The organism is Thioalkalivibrio sp. ALE21 (assembly GCF_003208255.1).
Lineage (GTDB): Bacteria > Pseudomonadota > Gammaproteobacteria > Ectothiorhodospirales > Ectothiorhodospiraceae > Thioalkalivibrio > Thioalkalivibrio halophilus.
Map to the genome: position 1 here is coordinate 19,333 of NZ_QKMA01000003.1, position 24,796 is coordinate 44,128.

At 68.3% G+C, this 24,796-nt stretch carries 23 protein-coding genes and 1 pseudogene; 18 read left to right on the forward strand and 6 right to left on the reverse strand.

Features of this window, described 5'->3' with window-relative positions; all coding sequences use genetic code 11:
* Positions 1–37 precede the first annotated feature (37 nt).
* The 6 genes from D893_RS03300 (at position 38) to D893_RS03325 (ending at position 5,565) form a co-directional block, all read left to right on the forward strand.
* A complete protein-coding gene (locus D893_RS03300) occupies positions 38–562 on the forward strand; it encodes a DNA-deoxyinosine glycosylase (protein ID WP_110619139.1) in 525 nt (174 codons plus the stop codon).
* Between the two features lie 359 nt (positions 563–921).
* Entirely contained in the window at positions 922–2,244 is a 1,323-nt protein-coding gene (locus D893_RS03305) for a hypothetical protein (protein WP_018947603.1), read from the forward strand.
* Between the two features lie 106 nt (positions 2,245–2,350).
* Positions 2,351–3,283 carry a metal ABC transporter substrate-binding protein gene (locus tag D893_RS03310; RefSeq protein WP_018947604.1) on the forward strand — a complete coding sequence of 311 codons (933 nt, stop codon included), beginning with the start codon at positions 2,351–2,353 and terminating at the stop codon, positions 3,281–3,283.
* Between the two features lie 9 nt (positions 3,284–3,292).
* The gene (locus D893_RS03315; RefSeq protein WP_018947605.1) at positions 3,293–3,904 is read left to right on the forward strand and encodes an ABC transporter ATP-binding protein; all 612 of its coding nucleotides are present in this window, start codon (positions 3,293–3,295) and stop codon (positions 3,902–3,904) included.
* The gene (locus D893_RS03320) at positions 3,897–4,673 is read left to right on the forward strand and encodes a hypothetical protein (protein WP_018947606.1); all 777 of its coding nucleotides are present in this window, start codon (positions 3,897–3,899) and stop codon (positions 4,671–4,673) included. Before D893_RS03315 ends, D893_RS03320 begins: the two co-directional genes overlap by 8 nt.
* 31 nt (positions 4,674–4,704) lie before the next feature.
* A complete protein-coding gene (locus D893_RS03325) occupies positions 4,705–5,565 on the forward strand; it encodes a class I SAM-dependent methyltransferase (RefSeq protein WP_110619140.1) in 861 nt (286 codons plus the stop codon).
* A 15-nt stretch (positions 5,566–5,580) separates the two neighbouring features.
* On the opposite strand, the gene folE2 is transcribed toward D893_RS03325, so the two are convergent.
* On the reverse strand, positions 5,581–6,495 hold the full coding sequence (gene folE2 / locus D893_RS03330) for a GTP cyclohydrolase FolE2 (protein ID WP_018947608.1): 915 nt from the start codon (positions 6,493–6,495) through the stop codon (positions 5,581–5,583).
* Positions 6,496–6,572: 77 nt separating this feature from the next.
* Between folE2 and dksA the strand changes: the two genes are divergently transcribed.
* From dksA to D893_RS03355, 5 genes are all read left to right on the forward strand, one after another.
* Positions 6,573–7,001 carry an RNA polymerase-binding protein DksA gene (dksA, locus tag D893_RS03335; RefSeq protein ID WP_024329619.1) on the forward strand — a complete coding sequence of 143 codons (429 nt, stop codon included), beginning with the start codon at positions 6,573–6,575 and terminating at the stop codon, positions 6,999–7,001.
* A 28-nt stretch (positions 7,002–7,029) separates the two neighbouring features.
* The gene (zigA, locus tag D893_RS03340) at positions 7,030–8,289 is read left to right on the forward strand and encodes a zinc metallochaperone GTPase ZigA (RefSeq protein WP_110619141.1); all 1,260 of its coding nucleotides are present in this window, start codon (positions 7,030–7,032) and stop codon (positions 8,287–8,289) included.
* The gene (locus D893_RS03345) at positions 8,286–8,924 is read left to right on the forward strand and encodes a DUF1826 domain-containing protein (protein WP_018947611.1); all 639 of its coding nucleotides are present in this window, start codon (positions 8,286–8,288) and stop codon (positions 8,922–8,924) included. Before zigA ends, D893_RS03345 begins: the two co-directional genes overlap by 4 nt.
* 106 nt (positions 8,925–9,030) lie before the next feature.
* Complete coding sequence (locus D893_RS03350) at positions 9,031–11,322, forward strand: EAL domain-containing protein (RefSeq protein WP_110619142.1); 2,292 nt, start codon at positions 9,031–9,033, stop codon at positions 11,320–11,322.
* Positions 11,323–11,398: 76 nt separating this feature from the next.
* Positions 11,399–14,350: a PAS domain S-box protein gene (locus D893_RS03355; protein ID WP_110619143.1), complete on the forward strand. Its 2,952-nt coding sequence runs from the start codon at positions 11,399–11,401 to the stop codon at positions 14,348–14,350.
* An 8-nt stretch (positions 14,351–14,358) separates the two neighbouring features.
* Here the strand turns inward: D893_RS03355 and D893_RS03360 are convergent, their stop codons facing one another.
* The gene (locus tag D893_RS03360) at positions 14,359–15,282 is read right to left on the reverse strand and encodes a histone deacetylase family protein (RefSeq protein ID WP_110619144.1); all 924 of its coding nucleotides are present in this window, start codon (positions 15,280–15,282) and stop codon (positions 14,359–14,361) included.
* A 60-nt stretch (positions 15,283–15,342) separates the two neighbouring features.
* Here D893_RS03360 and D893_RS03365 point away from each other — a divergent pair, with 60 nt between their 5' ends.
* The 4 genes and pseudogenes from D893_RS03365 to D893_RS03375 all read left to right on the forward strand — a co-directional run.
* Positions 15,343–18,024 (forward strand): bifunctional acetate--CoA ligase family protein/GNAT family N-acetyltransferase, encoded by a 2,682-nt coding sequence (locus tag D893_RS03365; protein WP_110619145.1) that lies wholly within the window; start codon positions 15,343–15,345, stop codon positions 18,022–18,024.
* A 20-nt stretch (positions 18,025–18,044) separates the two neighbouring features.
* Complete coding sequence (locus tag D893_RS03370) at positions 18,045–19,010, forward strand: WYL domain-containing protein (protein ID WP_018947616.1); 966 nt, start codon at positions 18,045–18,047, stop codon at positions 19,008–19,010.
* 16 nt (positions 19,011–19,026) lie between these two features.
* The gene (locus D893_RS13730; protein ID WP_146220536.1) at positions 19,027–19,209 is read left to right on the forward strand and encodes a hypothetical protein; all 183 of its coding nucleotides are present in this window, start codon (positions 19,027–19,029) and stop codon (positions 19,207–19,209) included.
* A 97-nt stretch (positions 19,210–19,306) separates the two neighbouring features.
* Positions 19,307–19,441 (forward strand): annotated as a pseudogene (locus tag D893_RS03375) (helix-turn-helix domain-containing protein); the annotation flags it as partial.
* 5 nt (positions 19,442–19,446) lie between these two features.
* Here D893_RS03375 and D893_RS03380 read toward each other — a convergent pair.
* Positions 19,447–19,899 (reverse strand): excisionase family DNA-binding protein, encoded by a 453-nt coding sequence (locus D893_RS03380; RefSeq protein WP_077244405.1) that lies wholly within the window; start codon positions 19,897–19,899, stop codon positions 19,447–19,449.
* A 171-nt stretch (positions 19,900–20,070) separates the two neighbouring features.
* On the opposite strand from D893_RS03380, the gene D893_RS03385 reads away from it, so the two are divergent.
* Complete coding sequence (locus D893_RS03385; RefSeq protein WP_018947620.1) at positions 20,071–20,487, forward strand: HIRAN domain-containing protein; 417 nt, start codon at positions 20,071–20,073, stop codon at positions 20,485–20,487.
* Between the two features lie 170 nt (positions 20,488–20,657).
* On the opposite strand, the gene D893_RS03395 is transcribed toward D893_RS03385, so the two are convergent.
* Together D893_RS03395 and D893_RS03400 are read right to left on the reverse strand one after the other, a co-directional pair.
* Complete coding sequence (locus tag D893_RS03395) at positions 20,658–20,912, reverse strand: type II toxin-antitoxin system RelE/ParE family toxin (RefSeq protein ID WP_024329990.1); 255 nt, start codon at positions 20,910–20,912, stop codon at positions 20,658–20,660.
* Between the two features lie 26 nt (positions 20,913–20,938).
* Entirely contained in the window at positions 20,939–21,211 is a 273-nt protein-coding gene (locus D893_RS03400) for a CopG family ribbon-helix-helix protein (protein ID WP_018947621.1), read from the reverse strand.
* A 237-nt stretch (positions 21,212–21,448) separates the two neighbouring features.
* On the opposite strand from D893_RS03400, the gene D893_RS03410 reads away from it, so the two are divergent.
* Positions 21,449–22,453: a hydrolase gene (locus tag D893_RS03410; protein WP_018947622.1), complete on the forward strand. Its 1,005-nt coding sequence runs from the start codon at positions 21,449–21,451 to the stop codon at positions 22,451–22,453.
* Positions 22,454–22,492: 39 nt separating this feature from the next.
* On the opposite strand, the gene D893_RS03415 is transcribed toward D893_RS03410, so the two are convergent.
* Positions 22,493–24,001, reverse strand: coding sequence for a SulP family inorganic anion transporter (locus tag D893_RS03415; RefSeq protein WP_018947623.1), 1,509 nt, complete (start codon positions 23,999–24,001; stop codon positions 22,493–22,495).
* A gap of 287 nt (positions 24,002–24,288) precedes the next feature.
* On the opposite strand from D893_RS03415, the gene D893_RS03420 reads away from it, so the two are divergent.
* Positions 24,289–24,783, forward strand: a complete 495-nt coding sequence (locus tag D893_RS03420) for a universal stress protein (protein WP_018947624.1) — start codon at positions 24,289–24,291, stop codon at positions 24,781–24,783.
* The last annotated feature ends 13 nt before the right edge of the window (positions 24,784–24,796 follow it).

The following is a 24,796-nucleotide window of genomic DNA, read 5'->3' on the forward strand; positions in this document are numbered from 1 at the left end:
GTGTATCCGCGACGGCATTTGCCTACACTGCCCCTTGATGTCTGACGCTCATGCCAGTCCCGAGTTGCGGGCGTTCGAGCCCGTGCTGCGCGCGGATACCCGGGCCGTGGTGCTGGGCAGCTTCCCCGGGGTCGCCTCGCTGGAGGCGGCGGCCTATTACGCCCATCCGCGCAACCAGTTCTGGCCGATCATGGCGCGCATCTTCGGACCGCCGTTCCCGGAACTGCCCTGGCCGGAGCGCTACGCTCGCCTGCTCGACTGCGGGGTCGGGCTGTGGGACATCTACGGCGCCTGCGCACGCGAGGGCAGTCTGGACAGCGCCATCCGCAACCCGCAGCCCAACGACCTCGGCCGGCTGACACGCGAGGCCCCGGGACTGCGGCTGATCGTCCACAACGGCGCCGAAAGCGCCCGCCGCATCGGCGAGACCCGGGCGCTGGGCGTGACCGCGGTGCGCCTGCCCTCCACCAGCCCGGCCAATGCCCGCCTCGATCTCGAGGCCAAGCTCGAACGCTGGGCCGAGGCCTTCCGCCAGGCCGGGCTGGGCGCCCCGACGCCCTGAACCCGCGCGACCCGCCGCCCCATCGGGTCGATGAACCGCGCCATTGGAATCGGCCACGTTGACACCCAAACGCGGATGCATATAATTCTCACTTAGATACGCGATTGTTGTCGGACTCTGGCGTGTCGCCGGGACCGGGGCCTCTTCGCTCCCCTGTCTCTCCAACCTCCGCTACGCTTGGCCGCCCGCTGTAACGGGCGGCTCCTTTTCTCGTTTTCCCCGGCATTGCCCCCACCGGGGCGACGGCCCCTTGTATGACCCTATTGTTACATTATATCGTTCTTACGCTATTTCGTTACGCTATAATGTATGAATAGCGATGTACGGAGGCAACCAGTTTCCACAAGGGGAGAAAAGACATGCTGAACGCGCGACACCATCGCAACGCCCTGACGGGCCTGACCGTTCTGGCCTGCGCCACGCCGGCCCTGGCCGCCGCCCAGGCCCCGGACGACTCGGGTTCGCACTGGGGCATGGATATCTCGCTGATCCTGGAAGGGGTCTACTACAACGAGATGAGCGAAGGGGTTCACGAGCCCGCCGGCTTCGACGACGGGCATGACCATGGCCACGGCCATGATCACGACCACGACCATTCCTTCGACGACGGCTTCAACCTCGGCCACAACGAACTGGTGTTCGAGGCCGACCTGGGCGGCCTGCTGGACGGCACCCTGATGATCGGCTTCGACGAGGACGACATCGAGATCGAAGAGGCCTACCTGACCACCCGCGCCCTGCCGGCCGGCCTGCAGCTGAAAGCGGGCAAGTTCCTGTCGGACATCGGCTACATCAACAGCCGCCACGTCCACGACTGGGATTTCGTCGACCGCCCGCTGGTGAACGAATACCTGTTCGGCGACCACGGCATCCAGGAGACCGGCGTACAGGCCACCTGGGTCGCGCCGACCGAGACCTATACCCAGCTGGGCGTGGAACTGCTGCAGGGCGACGGGACCTTCGCCCGCTACGAGGGCGACATCGGAACATATGAAGTTCCCAACACCGGGGACGAGATCAATTCCGATCTTTCCGACACCTCGGGCCCCCGCCTGCTGACGGCCTTCGCCAGGGTCGGCCCGGACCTGGGCCCGGATCACGCGGCACAGTTCGGCGTCTCCGGGGGCTACGCCAACACCTGGCAGAAGGCCACCGAACACAGTTCGGGGCTGGAGGAATGGGACGGTGACGCCTGGTTCGCGGGCCTGGACGCGGTCTACAAGTACGACTCCGGCCGCGCCTACGGCCACGGCGACTGGCGTGTACAGGGCGAATATTTCTACCGCGTGATCGATGTCGACTACCAGCGGCGCGAGGACAACACGACCATCGCCGGTAACGCCGAAGGCAGCGGCAAGGCGAAGCAGGACGGCATCTATGTGCAGGGTGTGTACGGCTTCGCCCCGCGCTGGGAAGCGGGTCTGCGGACCGAGGCCGTGGGCCTGACCAATGACGGGCTGCCCACCAACGAGGGCGACGACCGCGACTTCTCGGTACCCGGCTTCGACACCTCGTACCGCCATTCGGCCCAGGTCACCTTCCGTCCGGTGGAGCCGGTGTTCCTGCGCGCGCAGCTCACGCAAAACGACTTCGTCGACGATCATGGCGACCGCGATCGCGGCCTCGAATTCATGTTCCAGGTGAACGTGGCGCTGGGCGCCCACGGCGCGCACCGCTTCTGATCGCACCGCCCGGGGCCTGCCTGGCGGCGGATCCCGGCACCCCGTTACGGAGCGCGAGGCCCCGCCACGGGCCTCGCGCAAAACCTGCATTTTTCAAGGAGTACCCATGAAAAACCGCAAGACCCCGCAGCAACGTCCGGCCATCGGGCTCTCCGCCCTGACCGGCGCCGCACTCGCCACCGCCCTGTTCCTGCCCGCGCAGGCCTCTGCGGACGAGCTCAACGTGGTCGCCACGACCTCCAGCCTGGGAGCACTTGCGCGTGAAATCGGCGGCGACGAAACCAGCGTACGTGTCCTGGCGGCGCCCGACCGCGACGCCCATTATCTGGATGCCCGGCCCAGTTTCATGGCCGCCCTGCGCAACGCCGATCTGCTGCTGGAACTGGGCGCCGGCCTGGAGGAAGGCTGGCTGCCGGCCGCCACCCGTGGCGCGTCCAACCCGGCCATCAACGAGGGCCAGCGCGGGCATTTCTACGCCGCCGGCAAGGTCGATCTGCGCCGCTCCATCACCCAGGACGGGCCCAACATGGGCCACGTCCATGAAGAGGGCAATCCGCATTTCAATGTCGATCCCCTGCGCATGGCGGAAGTCGGCCTGGCCCTGGGCGAGCGGCTCGCGGAGCTCGACTCCGCCAATGCGGACGTCTATCGCGAACGCGCGGAAGAGACCGCGCAGCGGCTGCGCGAGCATGCCGAGCATCTCGCCAGTGAACTGGCCCCCGACCAGAACATCGTGGTCTATCACGAAGACCTCGACTATCTCGAGGAATGGCTGCCCGCCACGGTCGTCGGCTACCTCGAACCGGCACCGGGTATCCCGCCCACCGGTCGCCACCTGCAGAGCCTGGTCGGCGAGCTGGAAGACATGGACGGTCACGTGCTGTACGCCGAGTTCCAGCCGCCGCGCGGGGCCGAGTTCCTCGAGCGCGAACTCGGCTGGGACAGCCACGCCGTACCGCTGGATCCGCCCCAGGACGCCGGCCTGGACGGCTACCTCGAGCTGATGGAAACCTGGGCATCCACCTTCCGCACCCGCTAGGCTGCGCGGATGTCCGACTCCCCCGTCATCGAGGCCCGGGCCGCGCGCCCGGGCTTTGACCGCCCCGTCCTCGGGCCGCTCAGTCTTGCGGTCCCGGGCGGGGCACGCTGGGCGCTCACCGGCCCCAACGGGTCCGGCAAGTCGCTGTTGCTCAAGTGCCTGACGGGGCAGGCGCGGGTGCACGGGGGGCGGCTGACCACCGCCCCCGGCACCCGCATCAGCCTGCTGGCTCAGGATCATCCGCGCCCGTACCCGTGGCCCCTGTCCGGACACGACTGGTTCCGGGCCATGGGTACGCGCGTGCCCGAACACCCTCGCATCCGGGCGCTGCTGCGCCGGCGTCTGGATCAACTCAGCGGCGGCCAGTGGCAGCTCCTGCGCCTGGCCTCCGTACTGGCGCCCGTTGAGGCCGCCGACCGCGACACCGGCCGCCCCCACCTGGTGCTGCTGGACGAGCCCGCCAACCACCTGGATGCCGAGGTCCGCGCCGACGCGGTGGAACTGATCACCGCCCTGCCCGCGAGCGCCACTCTGGTCATGACCAGCCACGACGACGAACTGCTGGGCACCCTCGGCGTCGAACGCCACCCCCTGCAGGACTACCTCGACGCCCATGACTGACCTGCTGCTGACGCCTTTCGTGGCGGGATTCCTGATCACGCTGGTGCTGGCGCTGGCGGGCAGTGGCCTGTTCCTGCGCGGCTCGGTCTGGCAGGCGCTGGCGCTGGGTCAGTGGGCCGCCGCCGGTGGCGTGCTGGCCTCGGTCCTGCACTGGCCGGTGCTGCCGGTCGCGCTGGCCCTGGGGGCCGGGGTGATGGCCCTGCTGCAGCGGGTCCGCGATGCCGAACGCCTGCCGCTGGCGCTGTTCCTGGGCGGGCTGGCCGCGGTCACCCTGCTGGCCGCCAATTTCTCGCAGGCAAGCATCGCGGCGGCCGCCTGGGCCGAGGGACAGCTGTATTTCGCCGGCCCGGGCGAGCTGATCGCGGTGGTCGTCGCCGGGGTGGCCAGCGCGGTGCTGTGGCCGTGGCTGCGCCGGGTCTGGCTGCACGCCCAGCTCGCCCCGGACGTCTCCGCCGCACCGGCACCGCCGGCGATCGCGCGCTGGCTGGAGATCGCATGGCTGGTTGCCGTGATCGTCCTCGGGAGCATGGTGCTGGGCATGCCCGCGGCGCTGGCCACCCTGCTGCTGCCGGCCTGGGGAGCGGCCTTTCTGGCCCGCGGCCTGACCGGCGCGCTGCTGTGGACCCAGAGCCTGGCGATCGCGGGCTTCCTCGTCGCCTGGACCATCAGCCTGCCACTGGACCAGCCCTTCGCCCCGGTACTGGTGGTCGTGCTCCTGCTGCTCGCGCTGCTGGCGCGGGCGGGCGCGGCCCTGCGGCGCGCTGCCTGATTCTCCGGACCTCTGCAATAAAGGAAACACCATGAGTGAAAAGACGCAGGGCTCGGGTACGAGCTCGCCGATCTTTCAGGCCATCGAGCAGATGCAGGGATCGCTGCCCTGGGGCAGCGTTCTCGATGCCGGGACCGGCCGCAAGTCGATCGAGTGGATCACCGAACTCGGCACCGAACGCCGGACCGCCATCACCGCCTCGCAGAACATGGCGCGCACCGTGCAGGAGGCCGCGGGCGACCGGCACCGGCCACAGGACCGCGTGCTGGTGGGCAACTGGCACTCCGAACACCTGCTGTACGGCGAGCGCTTCGACACCGTGCTGCTGGACTACTTCATCGGTGCCATCGAGGGCTTCTCCCCCTACTGGCAGGAGCAGGCCCTGCACCGTATCCGTCCGCATGTCGGCCAGCGGCTGTACATCATCGGCGTGGAACCCTACGTGCCCAGCGAACCCGACACCGAGGCTGGACGCCTGGTGCGCGAGATCGGCCGCGTCCGCGATGCCTGCCTGCTGCTCAGCGGCAGCATGCCGTACCGCGAGTATCCCTCCCCCTGGGTGCTCCGCCAGCTGGGCCAGGCGGGCTTCCGGGTGATGGAGACGCGCTACTTCCCTATCCGCTACCGCGAACGCTTCGTGAACGGGCAGCTCGACCTCGCGCTGCGCCAGCTGGATCAGTTCACCGATCCGGACACCGCCGAGTCCATGCGCGGCTACATCGAGCAGCTGCGCGCCCGCGCCCTGCCCATGGCCCGGCAGAAGGAAGGGCTCAAGTACGGTGCCGACTATCTGATCTCGGCGGAGCCCATGGCCGACCGTCACCGCAGCTTCGAGGACCCGCTGCAGCGCTTCTACGGTCAGGCCGGGGAACAGGCCGGGGAACAGGAATAGCCCTGCTGCCCGGCCTCAGGCCCCGCGCGGCGGCCGCTCGACCCGCGCCACCGCATCGTGCGCATGCAGGCTCTCCTCGTGGCGCACGTGGATGCGGTAACCGCGCGCCCCGAACGGGGCCTCCAGGGCCTCGTCGAGTCGCCGCGCGGCATCCTCGCAGAACATCGGGTTGCCGCCGTTGGCCACCGCAAACGCCTGCTCGTCGGCGCGCTTGACCGCGGTCTGCAGCGCGGTGCCCAGCGCCTGCTCGACCCGATCGACCAGAAAGCGGAACGGAAAGGTCTCGGCATCCGGCCGCACGCCCACCTCCACCCACGCCCGGCTGCGCTGGCTGTGCGGTGTCGCCATGATGCCCGCCTCGCTGCCCAGCCATTCACGCAGCCGGTCCGGATCCGGCGGCGCCGTCCCGAAGTCCTGATCATAGCGTTCCTGGATCGCCTGGCGGGCGAGTGCCGCCGAACAGGGACAGGTCGAGGAATACCCGATCTCGATCCCGAGGCGGATCTGCGTACCGCGGTCGTCCTTTTCCGTATCCACGCGAAACGGATACGCCTTCCAGCCCGCCAGGGGGCTGACCATGGCCGGCCGTTCCAGCAGCGCCTCGCCCTCCAGCGAGAGCGCGGCGCGCCCCGAAAGCCCCTCGTGCGACTCGAGGAACGCATCCAGCACGTGGCCCAGCCGCGCGCAGTCCAGTTCGCGGTGGATCAGCATACGCAGGGCCAGATACAGCCGCGACATGTGGATGCCGCGGGCCTCCGGATCGTCGAGACTGACCCCGGCATCGGCGTGCGCGGCGACCGGCTGCCCGGCCACCTGGAGGGGCAGTGCGATGCGCTCCATGCCCACCCAGTCGAGGGTCGAGGCGCGGCGCGATGTCCCGGTCGCCACGTCCGGCAGGTCGGTGCTCCGGTGGTCGCTGGCTGAATCCATCGTATCTCCCGCAAGGGTTCGGGTCACCGGCGCGGGGCCGTTGTGACCGTGTGTCAGTAACGTTATAGTGTAACGCCATGAGCGAGACGATCCATAACATCCCCCGCACCGAAGAGGAGCTCCTCGCGATGCCCGAGGAGGCTTACATGAACCCGCAGCAGCTCGAGTTCTTCCGCGCACGCCTGCAGGCCATGCGCGAACAGGTCCTCGACGATATCGAGCAGGTGCGCACCGATCTGCGCCAGAGCAGTCAGGCCGCGGACGAACTGGACCGGGCCAGCGAAGAGGAAAACCGCCAGCTCGAACTGCGGATTCGGGGACGCGAGAACCGGCTGCTGAAGAAGATCGACGAGGCCCTCTATCGCATCGAGACCGGCGATTACGGTTTCTGCGAGCAGACCGGGGACCCCATCGGCCTGCCCCGACTCCTGGCCCGCCCCACCGCCACGCTGAGCGTGGAGGCCAAGGAGCGCATGGAAGCGACCGAGCACCTGTTCCATGAGTGACATCCAACACAATCCCCGGGAGCCTGCCATGACCGAACGTCTGCCCGTTACCGTCCTCTCCGGATTCCTCGGCGCCGGCAAGACCACCGTCCTCAACCACCTGCTGCACAATCAGGAGGGGCTCAAGATCGCCGTGATCGTCAACGACATGAGCGAGATCAACATCGACGGCGCGCTGGTGCGAGGCGACCACGTCGACCACGGTGATCAGGGCGGCGTGTCGCGCACCGACGCCCGCACCGTGGAGATGAGCAACGGATGCATCTGCTGCACCCTGCGCGACGACCTCCTCGTGGAGGTACGCCGCCTGGCCGAATCCGGCCAGTACGATTACCTGCTGATCGAGTCCACGGGCATCTCCGAGCCGATGCCGGTGGCCAGCACCTTCGCCTTCCGCGACGAGAACGACGCGTCGCTGGATGACGTGGCGCGTCTGGACACCATGGTCACGGTGGTGGACACCGCCTCCCTGCTGCAGGACTACGCCTCCCCCGATGACCTCGCTGACCGCGGCGAGTCGCTGGGCGAGGATGACGAACGCACCGTCGTGGACCTGCTGGTCGACCAGATCGAGTTCGCCGACGTCATCCTGCTGAACAAGATCGACCGCGCCACCGACGAGCAGCGCCGCCAGGCGCATCGGGTCGTACGGGCCCTGAACCGCGAGGCCCGGGTGCTGGAAATCACGCACGGGCGCACGGACCCGCGCGAACTGCTCGGCACCGGACGCTTCGACTTCGACCGTGCCGCACAGGCCCCCGGCTGGGTGCGGGAGCTGATGGGTGACCACACCCCCGAAACCGAGGAGTACGGGATCCACAGTTTCGTCTACCGGGCGACCCGTCCGTTCCACCCCGGGCGTTTCTTCGACCTGCTCCATCAGGAATGGCCCGGCGTGATCCGCAGCAAGGGCTGGTTCTGGCTGGCGTCGCGACCGGACTGGGTGGGCACGCTGTCGCAGGCCGGCGGCGCGCTGACCCATCACGCCGCCGGCTTGTGGTGGGCCTCGGTGCCCCCGGAACGCCGGCCAGTGGACGCCGACTGGTGGCAGGACCACGTCGCGCCGCACTGGGACGAACGCTACGGCGACCGCCGCCAGGAGATCGTGGTGATCGGCATCGACATGGATCCCGACTCCATTCGCCAGCGCCTGGACGCCTGCCTGCTGGACGACCGGGAACTGGCTGCCGGCGCCGAAGCCTGGGCCGACTATCGCGACCCGTTCCCCGAGTGGCGGCTGCAGAACGGCGCGGAAGAGACCGAAGAAGAAACCGAGGTGATCTCGTGAGCACCCGTCCCCGCACCCGCGCGACCGCAGCGTCCCGGCATCGTTTCATTGACCGGGCCGCCGAGCTGCATGGCATTCGGCGCGAGGACGTCAACGCCCTGATCTGGCGTCGTCCGGAAACGGATGAGCTGCGGCTTCAGGCACAGACCCTGGCGGAGCAGAGCCCCGGACTGAAACTCGACCTCCTGGGCCGGCCGGACCAGATCCGCACCGGCCTGCTGGAGGCAGCGGGAACGCGGCCGTTCGACATCCATCACCTGGCCCTCGACATCGAAAACCTGGCCCGCAACTTCGCGGTGGTCACCCGGCGCGTGATCCTGCGCGCCCAGCTGGAAGTGCTGGAGGCCCGGCCCTGCCCGCTGTTCCACGTGGACCAGCTGGAGCTGCGCATGCTGTGCAGCTACACCGGCCCCGGCACCGAATACGTGGACGACCGCCACGTCGACCGCAGCCGCCTGGGCTGCGGCGACAACGACGGCGTCCTCGCCGGCCATGCCCCCCTGCGGATCGCCCGCGGGCACGCGATCCTGATGAAGGGCGAACGCTTTCCCGGCGGCGCCGGACAGGCCGCGGTGCACCGTTCCCCGCAGCCGGCCGCGGGCGACCCGCGGCTCGTCCTGCGCCTGGACGCCTGAAGGAAACGCCGGGCCCCGGAAGACTGCTGCAAACGGCCGCTGGGAAAACCCGCTATCCGGTGCGTACACTCTACCCGGAGGAATCAGCGGGAATTGGAACAGCACCATGAACACGGACGAATTCGAGATCTTCCCCTGGGGCGGTGAATTCCTGACCCATATCCCCGAGGTGGACCACCAGCACCATTACCTGGTGGACCTCATCAACCGCCTGGCGCGCACGGTGCTGGAGGGCACCGACGAGGCCACGGCCGACGGGATCGTCGCAGAACTGCGGGACTACGCGCGTTACCACTTCGAGACCGAGGAAGGTATCTGGGCACGGGCCTTCCGCGACGACGAATGGTTCGCCAGCCATTGCCGCGCCCACGCCGGATTCATCGAGGAACTGGACCGCATCGCTACCCTGCAGGGGCCCGAGGAATACCGCCTGCAGCCACTGCTCGAGTTCCTGGTCCGCTGGCTGACACTGCACATCCTGCGCAGCGACAAACAGATGGCCGCCGCCATCAATGCGCTGGAGGCGGGTCTCGGGGTGGCCGAGGCCCGCGAACGCGCGGCGCGCCACTTCCGCGAACAGTCACCGGCCGGCCTGGAGTCCCTGCTCAACACGTATGTCAGCATCGAACAACAGGTCTCCCGGTTCGCCAAACAACTCGCCGTGCGCGGCCAGGAGGAGGCTGAAAACCGCTTTCGCACCCTGTTCGACTGCTTCATCCACCCCCTGCTGATCCTGGATGCCGAAGACGGCAGCGTGCTCGAGGCCAACCCCTCTGCCTGCACATTGACCGGCCATACGGAAAGCGAGCTGAAGGAACGCAGCATCGCCGATCTCCACCCGGACGACGAACGCGAGCGGGTCGCCGCACTCCTGACGGCACCGCCCGAGGCCCCCGCCGGGAACGACAGCCCGCCGCTGTACAGCCGGGTCCGCAGTGCCACGGGCCGGGATATCCCGGTCCGCATCACCCGCGGCGGCGAGATCCGCGACCATGGCCGCAGCCTGCGGATCGCCTTCTACGAGGACATGACCCGTGAGCTGGAACACCGCCGGGAACTGGAATGGCTTTCGGTCAACGACCCGCTGACCGGCCTCCCCAACCGCGCCGGGATCATGCAGGCGCTGGAGGAAGCCACTACGGAGCACGACGAGACCGCGCTGGCCCTGGTCTCCATCGACGTGGACAACTTTCGAGCCCTCAACGAGCGCCTGGGGATGGCTGCGGGCGACCGGGTGCTCGCCGAGCTGAGCCGCCGCTGGCGCGACCGCCTGAACGGCGACGCCCTGCTGGGGCGCCGCGGCGGGGACGAATTCATCCTCGTGCTGCGCAGCACCGAGACCATCGAACGCCTCGAGGACGTAATGCGGAGGGTGATCGAGGCCGGGCATCACCTGCCGGTCACCGACAAGGGCGCCGGCGGGGCCAGCGAAAACGTCTCCGTCAGTGCCGGGATCTCGATCCGCCCTGCGCGCAGCGGCCTCGACCCGGAGACCGTATTGCGCCAGGCGGACGATGCACTGTACGAAGCAAAGTTGCGTGGTATCCGCGCCTGGGAATATTTCGACCACGGACAGTATCAGCGGGTCGCCAGCCGACACCGCACCATCAATGCATTCCGCCGGGCGATGCAGAATGGCGAACTGAGCGTGGAATACCAGCCCAAGGTGAACATGCGTACCGGTGCGGTGCTCGGCGCGGAGGCGCTGGTGCGCTGGCGACACCCGGACCGCGGCCTGCTGGCGCCGGCGGAGTTCCTGCCGACCATCGAGAACGACCCGGTCTCCATCGATCTCGGCGAATACATGCTGGAGGAGGCCATGCGCCAGATGGAGGCCTGGCGCCGGAACGGGCACCATCTTCCGGTCAGCGTCAACATCGGTGCCCTGCAGCTCGAGAACGCCGACCTGGCACAACGTCTGGAAAACATCCTGGATCGCCATCCGGAGATCCCGCGGGCCGATCTCGAGATCGAGGTGCTGGAAAGCACCGCCTTCGACAACGCCGCGGCGGCGGAGGCGAACATGCGTGCGGTCCGCGAACTGGGCGTGTCCATGAGCATCGACGACTTCGGCACCGGCTACTCGTCGCTGACCTACATCAAGCGCGTGCCCGCCAACGCGCTGAAGATGGACCGCAGCTACGTCCGCGACATGCTGGAGGACGCCGATGACCGGGCCATCATCGAGGCGGTGGTGGGCCTGGCCCGGGCGTTCGACCGCCTGGTCCTGGCCGAGGGCGTGGAAACGGTCGAACAGGGGCGCATCCTGATCGGCATGGGCTGCGAGAACGGCCAGGGCTATGCCATCGCCCGCCCGCTGCCGCCGGACGCGCTGGAGGGCTGGCTGGAACACTGGACGCCCCCGCCGGAGTGGTCCGCCGTACCCGCCCCCGCCTGAGCCCGGGCACCGTCGCTGTATTCGCCGGCAGGCAGGGGTTATCCTGCCCGACGTGAACCATGCACGGAAGGAACCGATGCCGCCCCGAGCGTCCGAGATCCCCCGCCCCGAGGACTCCCCTCGCCTCAGCGTTCTGCTGATCGAGGACAACATGGATGATGCGGCCCTGGTACGGGATCTGCTGGCCATCCCGACCGGGGCCACGCGGTTCGACACCACACACTGCGGCCGGCTGCAGGAGGCCCGGGAGCATCTGGCACGCGACGCCACCGCGTTCGACGCGATCCTGCTGGATCTGAACCTGCCCGATTCGGACCCGGACGAAACCCTGGAACGGGTGCTGTCGACGACCCGCGAGATCCCCGTGGTGGTCCTCACCGGCGACGACCATGCGGCCACCGGGGCGCACGCCATCGAGGCGGGGGCCGAGGACTTCCTCAGCAAGAACCGGCTGGGTGATGAGCTGCTCCAGCGCAGCCTGGTCTACGCCGCGACCCGCCACCGCGCGCGCCGCGAACTGGCACAGCAGGAGGCGCTGTACCGCAGCCTGGTCGAGGACCACCCGCATCTGGTCACCCGCTACCTCCCGGATACCACGCTTCTGCATGCCAACCGCGCGATGCTGGAATTCCAGGGACGCACGTCGGAGGAGGTCCTGGGCCAGCGCTGGCTGGACTGGACCCCGGAGGCGGACGTCGCTCGGGTCCGCGCGCATCTGGACAGCTTTGCCCCGGAACGGCCGGTGGGACATTTCGAGAACACCCTGCCGCGGGCCGACGGCGAGCTGCGCACCATCATGTGGAGCAACCGGGCGTTCTTCGACGCGGACGGCCGGATCACCGCGTTTCAGGGGGTGGGGATCGACGTCACCGAGCAGCGCGAGGCGGAGCGCAGCCGCGAACGGCTGATCCAGATCCTCGAGGCCACCCCGGATTTCGTGTCCATGGCGGACGCCGAGGGCAACATCCTGTACGTCAACCGCGGAGGCAAGGAGCTGATCGGCCTGCCAGGCGCGGCAGGCGGTGCAGACCCGGAGCAGGATCGCACTTTCTTCTCCGGGGAACGCGCCGGGGAATGGCTGGCGCCGGAGTGGGCGCGTGATCGCCTGGCCGCCGAGGGGCTGCCGACCGCACGGCACGAGGGCTCCTGGGAAGGCGAGTCCGCACTGCTGGATGCCGGCGGATACGAGATCCCCGTGTCGCAGCGGATCATTGCGCACTTCGATGACGACGGCGAGCCCGAGTATTACTCCACCATCATCCGCGACATCCGCCCGGAAAAGACGCGTGAGGCCCTGGAGCAGCGCCGGCAGAACGCGCTGCAGGAGCTGCACCGGATCACCAGCACCGCGGACACCGAAGACGCCGGCAAACTGCGCGCACTGCTGGAACTCGGCCTGCGCGAGTTCGGCATGGACCATGGTCGCCTGGTGCGGGTGGATGACGGCAGCCGCCGCATCCTGGAGGCCGCCGGTGACTGGCCGGAGGGCCCCGGGGAACCGGGCGAGCGGGATGCCCGCTTCTGCAACAACGCCCTGACGGAACCCGGCCCGGTGGGATTCCACGCTCCGGAGGCCCGGACCGGGGGCTGCAGCATCTCGGACACGCCTACGGCCGGCGCCTGTTTCGGCATGCCGGTACACGTGAACGGGGAACTGCGCGCGGTGCTGAGCTTTGTCGCGCGGAACCCGCGCGGGCCCTTCGTGCCCTTCGAGCGCGACCTGATCACCCTGATGGCGCAATGGCTCGGCCACGAGCTGACGCGACGCGAACAGCGCCTGGCGCTGGAACGCGAGCGCAACCTGTTCATGGCCGGTCCGACGCTGGTCTTTGCCTGGGACAACGCTCCGGGCTGGCCCATCCAGTATGTCTCGCCCAACGTACGCGAGATCCTGGGCTACGACCCGCAGGAACTGGCCGGGGAACGCAGGCCGCATAACGACCTGGTCCACTCCGACGATCGCGAACGCCTGGACCGGGAAGTACAGGCGCATACCGACGACCGCAGCGCCAACTTCCAGCACACGCCCTACCGCATGCGCCACCGTGACGGCGGGTGGCGCTGGATGCTCGACTTCACCACCATCGAACGCGATGAATTCGGGGCGGTTGATCACTATCACGGCTACCTGGTCGACATCACCGAACGCCGCGAGCTGGAGGAAGAACTGGAACTGCTGGCGGCGACCTTCCGCGCCAGCCATGCGATCTTCATCACCGACGCCGACGGGCGGATCCTGCGGGCCAACCCGGCGTTCGAGGAGATCACCGGTTACAGCGCGGCGGAGGCGATCGGCGCCAACCCGCGGGAACTGCTGAAATCGGGCGAGCACGACCGGTCTTTCTATTCCGACCTGTTCGGCCGCCTCGACGAGCAGGGCCACTGGGAAGGCGAGATCTGGGACCGGCGCAAGGATGGCGTGCTGATTCCCCTGTACATGTCCATCACCGCGCTGCGATCCGGGGACGACGGGCCGGTGGAACACTACGTGGCGGTGTTCCACGACATCTCGCGACAGAAGCACCTCGAGGCAGAGCTGGAGCGCCAGGCCCTGCACGACCGCCTGACCGGCGTGCCCAACCGGCGCCACCTGGAGAGCCTGCTGGAACAGGAGGCCCACCGCGCCGATCGCCACGGCGATGCGTTCTCGATCCTGCTGCTCGATCTGGACCGGTTCAAGGACGTGAACGACACCTTCGGCCACGACGTGGGCGACGAGGTGCTGCAGACCCTGGTGCGGGTCCTTCAGGAACGCCTGCGCAAGTCCGATGTAGTGGGCCGCTGGGGCGGCGAGGAATTCATGATCCTGCTGCCGGCCACCGAACTGCCCCGTGCGCGCAAGGTCGCCGAAACCCTGCGCTCGCGGGTCGGGAAGGCAGTCTTTCCGGGCCCCGGCCATATCACCGTCAGCATCGGGGTATCGGAGTACCAGCCGGGGGAACCGCTGAAGGACACCTTCAAGCGCGCCGATGATGCCCTGTACGAGGCCAAGCGTCGCGGCCGCAACCGCGTGGCCGCGCACGAATAGCGCCGGGGTTACAGCCCTCCGAGCTCGCGCATGTGGGCCACCGCGCTGCGCCCCAGCGCGTGCAGGGCGTAGCCGCCTTCCAGCATCGAGACCACCCGACCCTGCGCGTGGCGCTCGGCCAGCTCCACGATGCGCGCGGTAATCCAGGCGTAGTCGTCCTCGCTCAGGGCCAGGCGCGAGAGTTCGTCCTCGCGGTGGGCATCGAAACCGGCCGACACCAGCACCAGCTCCGGGGCGAACGCATCCCACCGCTCGAACCAGGCCGCGGCCACCGCCTCGCGCCACTGCTCGCCGGACGACCCGCCCGCCACGGGCACGTTGAGGCAATTGTCGCCCAGCGGCGTTACGCCCGACCCGGGGTAGGCCGGATGCTCGAAGGACGACGCGAACAGGATGGACGGATCCCCGGCCACCAGCGACTCGGTGCCATCGCCATGATGCACGTCGAAGTCCACGATGGCGATGCGCCGGATACCGTGGCGGGCCTGCGCGTGCCGCGCGGCGATCACCACGTTGTTGAACAGGCAGAACCCCGCGGCGCGGTCGGCGCGCGCATGGTGCCCCGGCGGACGCACCGCGCAGAACGCACGGCGGTTCTCCGCACCCATCACCCAGTCGACGGCCGTCATGCCCGCGCCCGCCGCCAGCAGGGCCGCTTCGTGGCTGCCGCCGGACACCGCGGTGTCGCCGTCGAGCATGATCCGCTCGCCCGCCGGCACATGCCGCAGCACGCGGTCGATGTGCGCCTCGGCATGCACCCGCCGCAGATCCGTGCGCCCCGCCGGCAGCGCCTCGCGATGCAGGATCCACGGGTCCAGCCCGCCGGCCACCAGCTGGTCGCGGATCGCGGTCAGCCGCTCGGGGCATTCCGGATGTCCGGGCCCGTTGTCGTGTTCCAGCCCGGCATCGGGAGATAAAAAGGCAAGATTCATGTTATGAAGGCCCCTCCGGGCAGCACGAATTCATCGGATCCACCACCGCAGGAAGCATGCATGGGCACCCATATCCTCGACAAGATCTTCAACCCCCGCGGCGTCGCCGTATTCGGCGCCACCGAGCGCGAGGGGGCCGTGGGCCAGACTGTCCTGGCCAACCTGCTGACCGCCGGATACGAAGGCACGCTGGTCCCGGTCAATCCCAAGCATGACACGGTGCAGGGGCTGCCCTGCGTCCCCGAACTGCGCCCCGGCGAGCACCGCGTGGACCTGGCGCTGATCGCCACGCCCGCGCGGGCCGTGCCCGCCATCCTGCGCAACTGTGGCGAGGCGGGGCTGCACGGCGCCGTCATCCTGTCGGCCGGCTTCGGCGAGGCCGGACGCGAGGGCCAGCGCCTGCAGCAGGAGTGCGTGGAGATCGCGCAGCGCTACCGCATGCGCCTGATCGGCCCCAACTGCCTGGGCATCATGCGCCCGCGGATCGGCCTCAACGCCACCTTCAGTCACAACCAGGCACTGCCCGGCAAGCTGGGGCTGGTCTCCAGTTCCGGCGCCCTGGTGACCGCGGTGCTGGACTGGGCCCAGTCCACCGGCATCGGCTTCTCCGGCGTCGCCTCCACCGGCGACGCCGCCGACGTCGACTTCGGCGAGCTGCTGGACTACCTCGCGGTGGATCCCGAAACCCAGGGCATCCTGCTGTACGTCGAGGGCATCCGCCACACCCGGCGTTTCCTCTCCGGGCTGCGCGCGGCCGCTCGCATGAAACCCGTGGTGGTGCTGAAGTCGGCGCGCCACGCGGCCACCGCCCAGGCGGCGGCCACCCACACCGGGGCCATGATGGGCTCCGACGCAGTCTTCGACGCCGCCCTGGAACGCGCCGGCGTGGTCCGCGTGGAGCGCGTGTCGCAGTGGTTCTCCGCCGCCCACATCCTCGCGCAGGGGATGCGTCTGCGCGGCGAGAACCTGGCGATCCTCACCAACGGCGGCGGGCCCGGCGTGATGGCCGTGGACCGCGCGGCCGACCTCGGCCTGGATCTGGCCAGTCTGGCGGACAAGAGCATGGACGCGCTGAACGGCCTGCTCCCCGGCCACTGGTCGCATGGCAACCCGATCGACATCCTCGGTGACGCCACCGCCGAACGCTACGGCGAGGCACTGCGCATCACGCTGGCCGACCCCGGCGTAGATATGGCGGTGGTACTGCTGACCCCGCAGGCCATGACCGACCCGGACGCCTGTGCCGAAGCCGTGATTGAACAGGCCCGCAACAGCCACAAGCCGGTGCTCGCCTGCTGGATGGGCGACCCGCTGGTGGCCAGCGCACGCCGGCGCTTCGACGCGGCAGGCATCCCGCAGTACCGCACGCCCGAAGCGGCGATCGAGACCTTCGCCTGGCTGATCCGGCACCGCCACAACCAGCGCATGCTGCTGCAGACCCCGGGCCCGCTGTGCGACGAGACCCCGTCCGACATCGAGGGCGCCCACCTGATCCTGCAGAACGCCCGCAACGATGGCCGCAAAGTTCTCAGCATCCGCGAGTCCAAGGCCGTGCTGGCCGCCTTCCACATCCCCACCAACCCCAGCATCCTCGCGCGCGACCCGGCGGATGCGATGCTGGCCGCCGAAACCCTGGGCTTCCCCGTGGCGCTCAAGATCAGCGCCACCGGGATCAGCCACAAGAGCGACTTCGGCGGCGTGCGGCTCAACCTGCGCAGCGTGCAGACGGTGCGTCAGCAGACCCAGGAGATGCTGGACCAGATCCGCGAGCACTTCCCCGACGCCGACGTCGAAGGCGTCACCGTGGAACGCATGTCCGAGGTCGGGCATGCGCGCGAACTCCTCGTCGGGATCTCGCGCGACCCGGTGTTCGGCCCGGTGATCGCCTTCGGCCTGGGCGGCACCGCGGTGGAAGTCATCGGCGACCAGGCCATCGCCCTGCCGCCGCTGAACCAGTCACTGACCGAACGCCTCATCGACCAGACGCGCGCCGCGCGCACCCTGGGCGAGTTCCGCGGCGCCCCGCCGGTACCGCGCGAGGCGCTGGAACAGGTGTTGTTGCGGGTTTCGGAGATGGCCTGCGAACTGCCGGAACTGGCGTCGCTGGACATCAACCCGCTGCAGGCCGGCGAGCACGGTGTCATGGCCGTGGACGCCCGTATCGAACTGGCGGACCCCGGGCACGACACCCGCCATTACGCCCACATGGCCATCCATCCGTATCCCGGGCACGTGGCGCACACCGTCACCACCCGCGACGGCCACGAGCTGGAACTGCGGCCGATCCGCCCCGAAGACGCCGCCATCGAACAGGCCTTCGTGCGCAGCCTGTCGGAAAAGACCCGCTACCTGCGGTTCATGCGCTCGCTGGACGAACTCACGCCCGAAATGCTGGTGCGCTTCACCCAGATCGACTACGACCGCGAGATGGCCTTCATCGCCGTGGATCACGCCGACGGCCAGGAAGTCCAGGTGGGCGTGGCCCGCTACACCACCGAGCCCGACGGCGAGAGCGCCGAATTCGCCGTAGTCGTCAGCGACGCCTGGCAGGGCCGCGGCGTGGGCTCGCTGCTGATGGAGGCCATCATCGACTCCGCCCGGCGCAACGGCCTGCGCGAACTGTTCGGCGAGGTCCTGCGCCACAACGACGGCATGCTCGCCCTCGCCCGCCGCCACGGCTTCCAGCGCGAGATCCTCACCTCCGACGACGAGATCATCCGCGTCAGCCGCCGGCTGCACTGATCCGCCGCCAGGTCCTCCCCATGAACCGCGCCGAACGCATCTTCCACCTGCATCGCCGGCTCAAGGAAAGCCGCCAGCCGCCCTCGCTGGCGCAGCTGGTGGAACAGCTCGGGGTGTCGCGCGCCACCCTCAAGCGCGACATCGAATACATGCGTGACTTCATGCAGGCACCGATCGAGTACGACGCGCAGGCCAACGGCTACCGCTACGACCCCGACGCCCCGGCCTTCGAGCTGCCGGGGCTGTGGTTCAACGAATCCGAACTGCTCGCCCTGCTGACCATGGAACAGCTGCTGGAGGACATGCAGCCGGGCCTGCTCGCCCCCGTCATCGGCCCGATGAAGACCCGCATCCGCCGCCTGCTGGAGAGCGGCGGCCAGGACTCCACCGAACTTCGCCGGCGCATCCAGATCCAGCCCCAGGCCCATCGCACCAGCGCCGCCGACACCTTCCGCATCGCCGCCGAGGCCACCCTCGCCGGCCACCCGCTGGACATCGACTACCACGGCCGCGCCCGCGACAGCGCTACCCGCCGCCGCATCCACCCGCAGCGTCTGCTCTACTACCGCGACAACTGGTACCTGATCGCCTGGTGCGAAAACGCCCAAGCCCTGCGCACCTTCGCCCTGGAACGCATCCGTGCCGCCACCCCCGTGCAGGACACCCCGCTGCGGGAAGAAGCCGATGCCGACCTCGACCGCCACGTCGGCGCCGCCTTCGGCATCTTCACCGGCCCCGCCAGCGAATGGGCCGTACTGCGCTTCACGCCCGAACACGCCCGCTGGGTCGCCGACGAAACCTGGCACCCCGACCAGATCGGCCAGTACCGCGGCGACACCTGGGAACTGCAGATCCCCTACTCCGACCCCACCGAACTGATCCAGGAAATCCTGCGCCACGGCCCCGGCGTGGAAGTCATCGCCCCCGAATCCCTGCGCCAGCGCGTCGCCGACACGCTGCGCGAAGCCGCCGCCCGCTACACCTGAACCTGTGGAGTTACTCATGCCCATTGCAAGGATCGCAACCGCAATCACCTTATGCTTTCCGCTGATGGCCACCGCCGGCGAATCCCTCGACGACAAGAACTTGCCCGACAGAGAGACCGTCGAGACCCTCTGCACCTTACTGGAAGAGCCGGAATCCAGAGAGCGCGTTCTGGAGAACCAGGATGGAATCAGGGCCTGAATTCATAGAATAACTGCAACGCCTGAACCCGGAAGGGGTGGGCCAGCTGCCGCCGTAGAATGGGTGGCTCTCACCCCAAACCCATTCAGGCGTACCGATGAGGCACTACAGGCAGCTGACCCAGGAAGAACGATATCAGATCAGTGCGTTGCGCGGGCTGGGGCGCTCGCAGGGGGCGATTGCGCGGACGCTGGGCCGCAGCCCGGGGATGATCAGTCAAGAGCTGAAGCGCATGCATCAATAGTCCATGTCCAGCTCCTGCGCTTGCGCGGCCAGAGCATCCATTGCTTCGCGGCTGTCGGCGTCCATGCGCGCCTTGTAGTTCATGAGGTCTTCATAACGGATGCGGCGGTGCGTGCCGGCCTTGCGAAACGGGATATCGCCCCGCTCGAGCAGTTTGACGACAAATGGCCGCGACACGTTGATGATCGTGGCCGCCTCCTGGGTGCTCAGTTCCGCGTGGGTCGGGACCACCGTTACTGCGTTCCCCTGGGCCATCTGGGCAAGGATGTCGCGCAACAGAGAGACCGCCTGCCGCGGCACGATCAGGTCGGCTCCGTCCAGACGGATCTGCACCCGTTCGGCCTCGAGCTTCTCTGCGAGCAGCCGGGCCAGTTCGCTCGCGCCTTCGCGCGCCAGAGCGGCGTCTTCAGGGTCGGGCAGGCCGCTGTTCCTTTCGTGGGCGTTCATCGTCGTTCCTCTCGTCTTCCTTCGATATGGGCGCACCAGGAGCACAAACGCAACAAACGAAACAGCCCCAACGGAGACCACGGTAGCGACGCCCTGGCCGGGTGGCTCACTGTGTGAGCCACCGCCTGTGGTGGGATACGGGTACTGGCAACACGAACCCCGGAGGTTCCCATGCAACGCAACGGCTCCCGTTTTCCCGATCAGGCCCGGCCCGTTCCCGTGCTGCGCGGTTATTATGCGCGGCGGGACCGGATTCAGAACACGGCTACCACGGAGGAGCTCCTGCAACGGATTCCGCTGGCGGGGTATCGGCATCACGAGGCGCCGCGGCTGTGGCCGCACCTGCGCCGCGGGCAGGGGCTGACGGTGCAGCGCGAGCGGCTGAATCCGGTCGATCCGAACGCAGTGGCGGTGTGCTGGCTGGATCACCAGCTGGGGTATCTGCCGCGCGACGAGAACGACATGGCGGCGGAGCTGCTGGACCGCAACGAGGATCTGGTGGCCCGCATCATCAAAAAGCGCGACAGCGAAGACCCCTGGGAGCGCCTGGAGCTGGGGGTCTACCGTCGGCGGACGCCGGGCAAGTAAGCGCGCCCCACCGTCCAGTGGCCGCACCCGACGCCGTCCAGGCGCTCCTGCCGCACCGCCTCACCCCGGACGATCTGAAAATTCCGGCCCCCAACCTGTAAGCCGCGGTTACGGATTCCGCTGTTCGTGACCGATGCACGGCACAAGCGATTGAAGCTCGGGCTCCGCATTCAGTAACCCGCCTCTTTCTGGTGCCGGAAGGCGAGGACGTACACGGCGTCGTCGGCCGGTTCGTGACGGTAGAGGGCCACGAATCCGGAGTCGCCGAAGGCAATCACCAGCTCACGCAGTTCGGGGATTTCAGGGTCCGGTCGCCCAATATCGGGGGCCGTTTCCAGCAGCAGGAATTGCCGCTCGATCACCTGACCCGCGCGCCTGGCCGCATCCGGAGCTTTAGTGGCGAGAGCCCGCCTGCATCGCTCCAAACCTTCTGCGGCGCCTGCGGTGACGATTACTCGTGGCACTCGGGCACGGTTCCTTCATCGTCAGTGCCCCATGTTCTCAACCAGTCGCGGGCTTCCTGCCCGGTCAGGTGCTGGCCGGTTTCCCGATAGGCCGACCAGGACGCCAGGGCTTCCTGCCTGAAACTCTCTCGGGCTTCCTCGCGGTCAACGTATTGGCGGATGGCTTCGAGCATGATCCAGTGGGGCGACCGTCGGCGTTGGGCGGCGAGATCCTGGAGGCGGGCTTTCAGTGCGTCATCGATTTTCAGGGACGTTGCCATGGCGGACCTCGTATTACTAGGTATTACCTTGTGCTAAGTTAGCGCGGCATCCGGCCCCGAGTCCATCCCTGCGATCACTGAGCGGGGAGTCTCGAAAACGATCGACACCAGGACACCCGGAGGCAAGATCGTTTCCCACGTCTTTGGCGCCGTGGCCAGGTTCGAGCGCGCTCGGGGCACTTCATGGCCTGCTCGCTGTCCGCGAATGCATCCGGTGGCGATCGAGGAGGCCAGAGGTTGAGCGACCCGTTCGAGGGCAAGACGGATCAGGCGTTCCGGCCGGCCTGGTGGCTGGCGGGGCGCCATGCGCAGACGGTCTTTCCGGCACTGTTTCGCGCGCCGCCACCGGTGCGGCTGGAGCGCGAACGCCTGGAACTGCCGGACGGGGATTTCCTGGAACTGGCCTGGGGGCCACCGGGCCGCGGTCTGGTGCTGGTGGGCCACGGTCTGGGCGGCGACGAGACCTCGGGCTATGCGCTGGGGGTGGTGGCGGCGCTGGCGCGGCGCGGGATCGGCAGCGCGGTGCTGATCTCGCGCGGGGCCGGCTCGCACCCGAACCGGCTGCGCCGCAGCTATCACGCGGCGGCATGGGACGACCTCGACCACGTGGTGGAGACCCTGCGTCGACGCGACCCCACCCGGCCGATGGCGGTCTGCGGGTTTTCCCTGAGCGGTTCCATGCTGCTGTCGTGGCTGGGGGAACGCGGCGACGCGCCGCTGGCCACCGCTGTGGCGGTATCGGTGCCGTTCGATCTGGCCGCCAGCGCCGATGCCCTGGAGCGCGGCTTCGCGCGGGTCTACCAGTGGCATCTGATGCGCGGTCTGCGCCGGGTCACGCTGCGCAAGTTCGCAGCACGCGACGATGCCCCGCTGCCGCTCGCGGAGCTACGCCGCATGCGCCGGCTGCGCGAGTTCGACGAGCGCATCACCGCCCCGCTGCACGGCTTTCGCGACAGTGCCGACTACTACGCCCGGGCCAGCTGCCGCCCGCGCCTGGGCGCGATCCGCCAGCCGACCCTCATCCTGCATGCCGCGGACGACCCGTTCGTCCCGGGCACCAGCGTCCCCGCCACCCGCGAACTGGGCTCCGGGGTCCGGCTGGAGCTGCAGGCGCGCGGCGGGCATGTCGGCTTTGTGGCCGGAGACGTGCCCGGGCGCCCCCGTTACTGGCTCGACACCCGCATCGCCGACCACGTCACCGAACAACTGGACGCAGCCCTGAACGCGGGCGCCGGACGATAGTGCAATGCCCCGGGGCGCACGGTCACGTGCCGGCGCGGATCAGTGGCCCCCGGGTTCGCTGGCGCCGCCTTCCTTGTCGTGCAGGGCAAGCTTGTCGTGGAGCTCGCCGCTCTGGCCGGGCGGGGCCTTCACTTCCACTTCCATGCCGTTGCGGCGGAACTTGGCCACCACCTTGTCGATGGCGGCCACCGCGGAGCTGTCCCACAGCGAGGCTTCGCTGAGGTCGATGACCACGTGATGAATGCGCTCGCGGTAGTCGAAGCTGTCGATGAACTTGTCCACGGCCACGAAGAACAGCTGCCCGCGGACCTTGTACGTACGGATCCTGCTTCCTTCCGGTCGTTCGCTTTCCACATGGACGGCGTTGACCATCTTGCGCGCGAAGAACACCGCGCTGAGCAATACGCCGGCGAACACGCCCAGCGAGAGGTCGTGGGTCACCACGGTCACGCCCACGGTCACGATGAGCACGGTGGCATCGGTGCGCGGAAGCTTGTGCAGGGTGGTCAGCGAGCTCCAGTCGAAGGTGGCGATGGAGACCATGATCATCACGGCCACCAGTGCGGCCATGGGGATGATCGACACCAGATCCCCCAGCACAAGGATGAAGAACAGCAGGTACAGACCCGCCGACAGGGTAGACAGCCGTCCCAGACCGCCGGATTTGATGTTGATGACCGACTGCCCGATCATCGCGCAGCTGGCCATGCCGCCGAAGAAGCCGGTCACGATGTTGGCGATGCCCTGGCCCTGGGCCTCGCGGTTCTTGCCGGAGGGAGTGTCGGTGAGATCGTCCACCACCTGCGCCGTCATCAGCGATTCCAGCAGACCGACCACAGCCAGCGAGAACGCGGTGGGGAAGATGATCTGCAGGGTCTCGAGGTTCCACGGGATGTCGGGGAACAGGAACACCGGCAGGCCGTCGGGCAGCTCGCCCATGTCGCCCACTTCCATGGTGGGCAGGCCCATGTAGTAGACCACGATGGTCAGGACCACGATGGCCACCAGCGGAGGCGGCAGCAGTTTGGGATAGCCCGGGATCAGCGGCAGGCCGTAGAGGATCAGCAGGCCGACGGAGACCAGCACCCACATGGTGGTGTCACCGTCCACCAGATACGGCACCTGCGACATGAAGATCAGGATCGCCAGCGCGTTCACGAACCCGACCATCACGGTGCGCGGGATGAACATCATGTAACGCCCCAGCTTCGCCCAGGCGAACAGTAGCTGGATCACCCCGGTCAGCAGGGTCGCGGCCAGCAGGTACTGCAACCCGTGCTCCGCCACCAGGGTGACCATCAGCAGGGCCATGGCCCCGGTAGCCGCGGAGATCATGCCGGGGCGACCACCGGTGAAGGCGATCACCACCGCCATGGAGAAGGACGCGTACAGCCCCACCGAAGGGTCCACGCCGGCGATGATGGAAAACGCGATCGCCTCGGGAATGAGGGCGAGGGCGACGACGATCCCGGCGATCAGATCGCCGCGGACGTTGAAGAACCAGATGTCACGCTGGCGTTGCCAGAAGGCCTGTAGCGTCTGCTGCACGGCAAATCTCCCGAATCAGAGGTTTGACGCGCCGGCCCTGAGCACGGTGCAGACCGCGACTGCAGTGATAAGACGGGTGGGATTGACGGGCACCGGTCAGTGGGGTACTGCTAGGCATCCCGTGGCCACCAGTTACGGCGCTGGATCACGGACGAGGAGCAGGTCACAGGAACCGCCCGTGAGAAAGGCGCGCGAGTCTAACACCTCATCAGCGTTTTCTGAAGTGCCAGCCTCAAAGTCCAACGGGGTCGCCCCCGCCACGCACGCTCGAAAGTCAGGATTTCCGCATGCTGCAACGCGTCATTGTCGCCATCGATTTTTCTTCCGCCTCGGCCGCGGCCCTCGCTATCTCTCGGCACCATTGTCCCGGTGCCACGCGCCGCCTGCTGCACGTGATGAAACCCGCGGATGTCGCCCGCGGCAGCGCGGCCGGGGCCATGGCCGGGGCCGGCTCCTCGCCGCTGCATTCGAAAGACATGCGCCAGTCGGCGGAGGAGCAGGCCTATGCCCGGCTGAAGGAATGGGCACGGGACGACGAGGAATGCGCGGTGGCCGTGGGCAGTGCACCCGAGGAGATCTCGCGCCTCGCCGAGGAATGGGACGGGGAACTGATCGTGATGGGCACCCGCGGGCGCAGCCAGCTCGCCAGCATGCTGTCGGGCTCGGCCACCGAGTGGCTGGTGCGCCACGCCAGCCTGCCGGTGATGGTAGTGCACGATGTCCCGCTGAGCGATGCGATGCGCGAGCACCTGCCGCCCGGTTTCGAACACCACAAAGGATGATCCAGGAGGTTTC

Excerpts from the sequence above, each read along its gene's own strand:
- folE2 (WP_018947608.1), bottom strand. The coding sequence starts at position 6,495 with ATGGATTCAGCCAGCGACCACCGGAGCACCGACCTGCCGGACGTGGCG.
- D893_RS03380 (WP_077244405.1), bottom strand. The coding sequence starts at position 19,899 with ATGAACGCCCACGAAAGGAACAGCGGCCTGCCCGACCCTGAAGACGCC.
- D893_RS03385 (WP_018947620.1), top strand. The coding sequence starts at position 20,071 with ATGCAACGCAACGGCTCCCGTTTTCCCGATCAGGCCCGGCCCGTTCCC.
- D893_RS03350 (WP_110619142.1), top strand. The coding sequence starts at position 9,031 with ATGAACACGGACGAATTCGAGATCTTCCCCTGGGGCGGTGAATTCCTG.
- D893_RS03325 (WP_110619140.1), top strand. The coding sequence starts at position 4,705 with ATGAGTGAAAAGACGCAGGGCTCGGGTACGAGCTCGCCGATCTTTCAG.
- D893_RS03370 (WP_018947616.1), top strand. The coding sequence starts at position 18,045 with ATGAACCGCGCCGAACGCATCTTCCACCTGCATCGCCGGCTCAAGGAA.
- D893_RS13730 (WP_146220536.1), top strand. The coding sequence starts at position 19,027 with ATGCCCATTGCAAGGATCGCAACCGCAATCACCTTATGCTTTCCGCTG.
- D893_RS03320 (WP_018947606.1), top strand. The coding sequence starts at position 3,897 with ATGACTGACCTGCTGCTGACGCCTTTCGTGGCGGGATTCCTGATCACG.
- D893_RS03310 (WP_018947604.1), top strand. The coding sequence starts at position 2,351 with ATGAAAAACCGCAAGACCCCGCAGCAACGTCCGGCCATCGGGCTCTCC.
- zigA (WP_110619141.1), top strand. The coding sequence starts at position 7,030 with ATGACCGAACGTCTGCCCGTTACCGTCCTCTCCGGATTCCTCGGCGCC.
- D893_RS03365 (WP_110619145.1), top strand. The coding sequence starts at position 15,343 with ATGGGCACCCATATCCTCGACAAGATCTTCAACCCCCGCGGCGTCGCC.
- D893_RS03420 (WP_018947624.1), top strand. The coding sequence starts at position 24,289 with ATGCTGCAACGCGTCATTGTCGCCATCGATTTTTCTTCCGCCTCGGCC.
- D893_RS03315 (WP_018947605.1), top strand. The coding sequence starts at position 3,293 with ATGTCCGACTCCCCCGTCATCGAGGCCCGGGCCGCGCGCCCGGGCTTT.
- D893_RS03355 (WP_110619143.1), top strand. The coding sequence starts at position 11,399 with ATGCCGCCCCGAGCGTCCGAGATCCCCCGCCCCGAGGACTCCCCTCGC.
- D893_RS03400 (WP_018947621.1), bottom strand. The coding sequence starts at position 21,211 with ATGGCAACGTCCCTGAAAATCGATGACGCACTGAAAGCCCGCCTCCAG.
- D893_RS03360 (WP_110619144.1), bottom strand. The coding sequence starts at position 15,282 with ATGAATCTTGCCTTTTTATCTCCCGATGCCGGGCTGGAACACGACAAC.
- dksA (WP_024329619.1), top strand. The coding sequence starts at position 6,573 with ATGAGCGAGACGATCCATAACATCCCCCGCACCGAAGAGGAGCTCCTC.
- D893_RS03300 (WP_110619139.1), top strand. The coding sequence starts at position 38 with ATGTCTGACGCTCATGCCAGTCCCGAGTTGCGGGCGTTCGAGCCCGTG.
- D893_RS03305 (WP_018947603.1), top strand. The coding sequence starts at position 922 with ATGCTGAACGCGCGACACCATCGCAACGCCCTGACGGGCCTGACCGTT.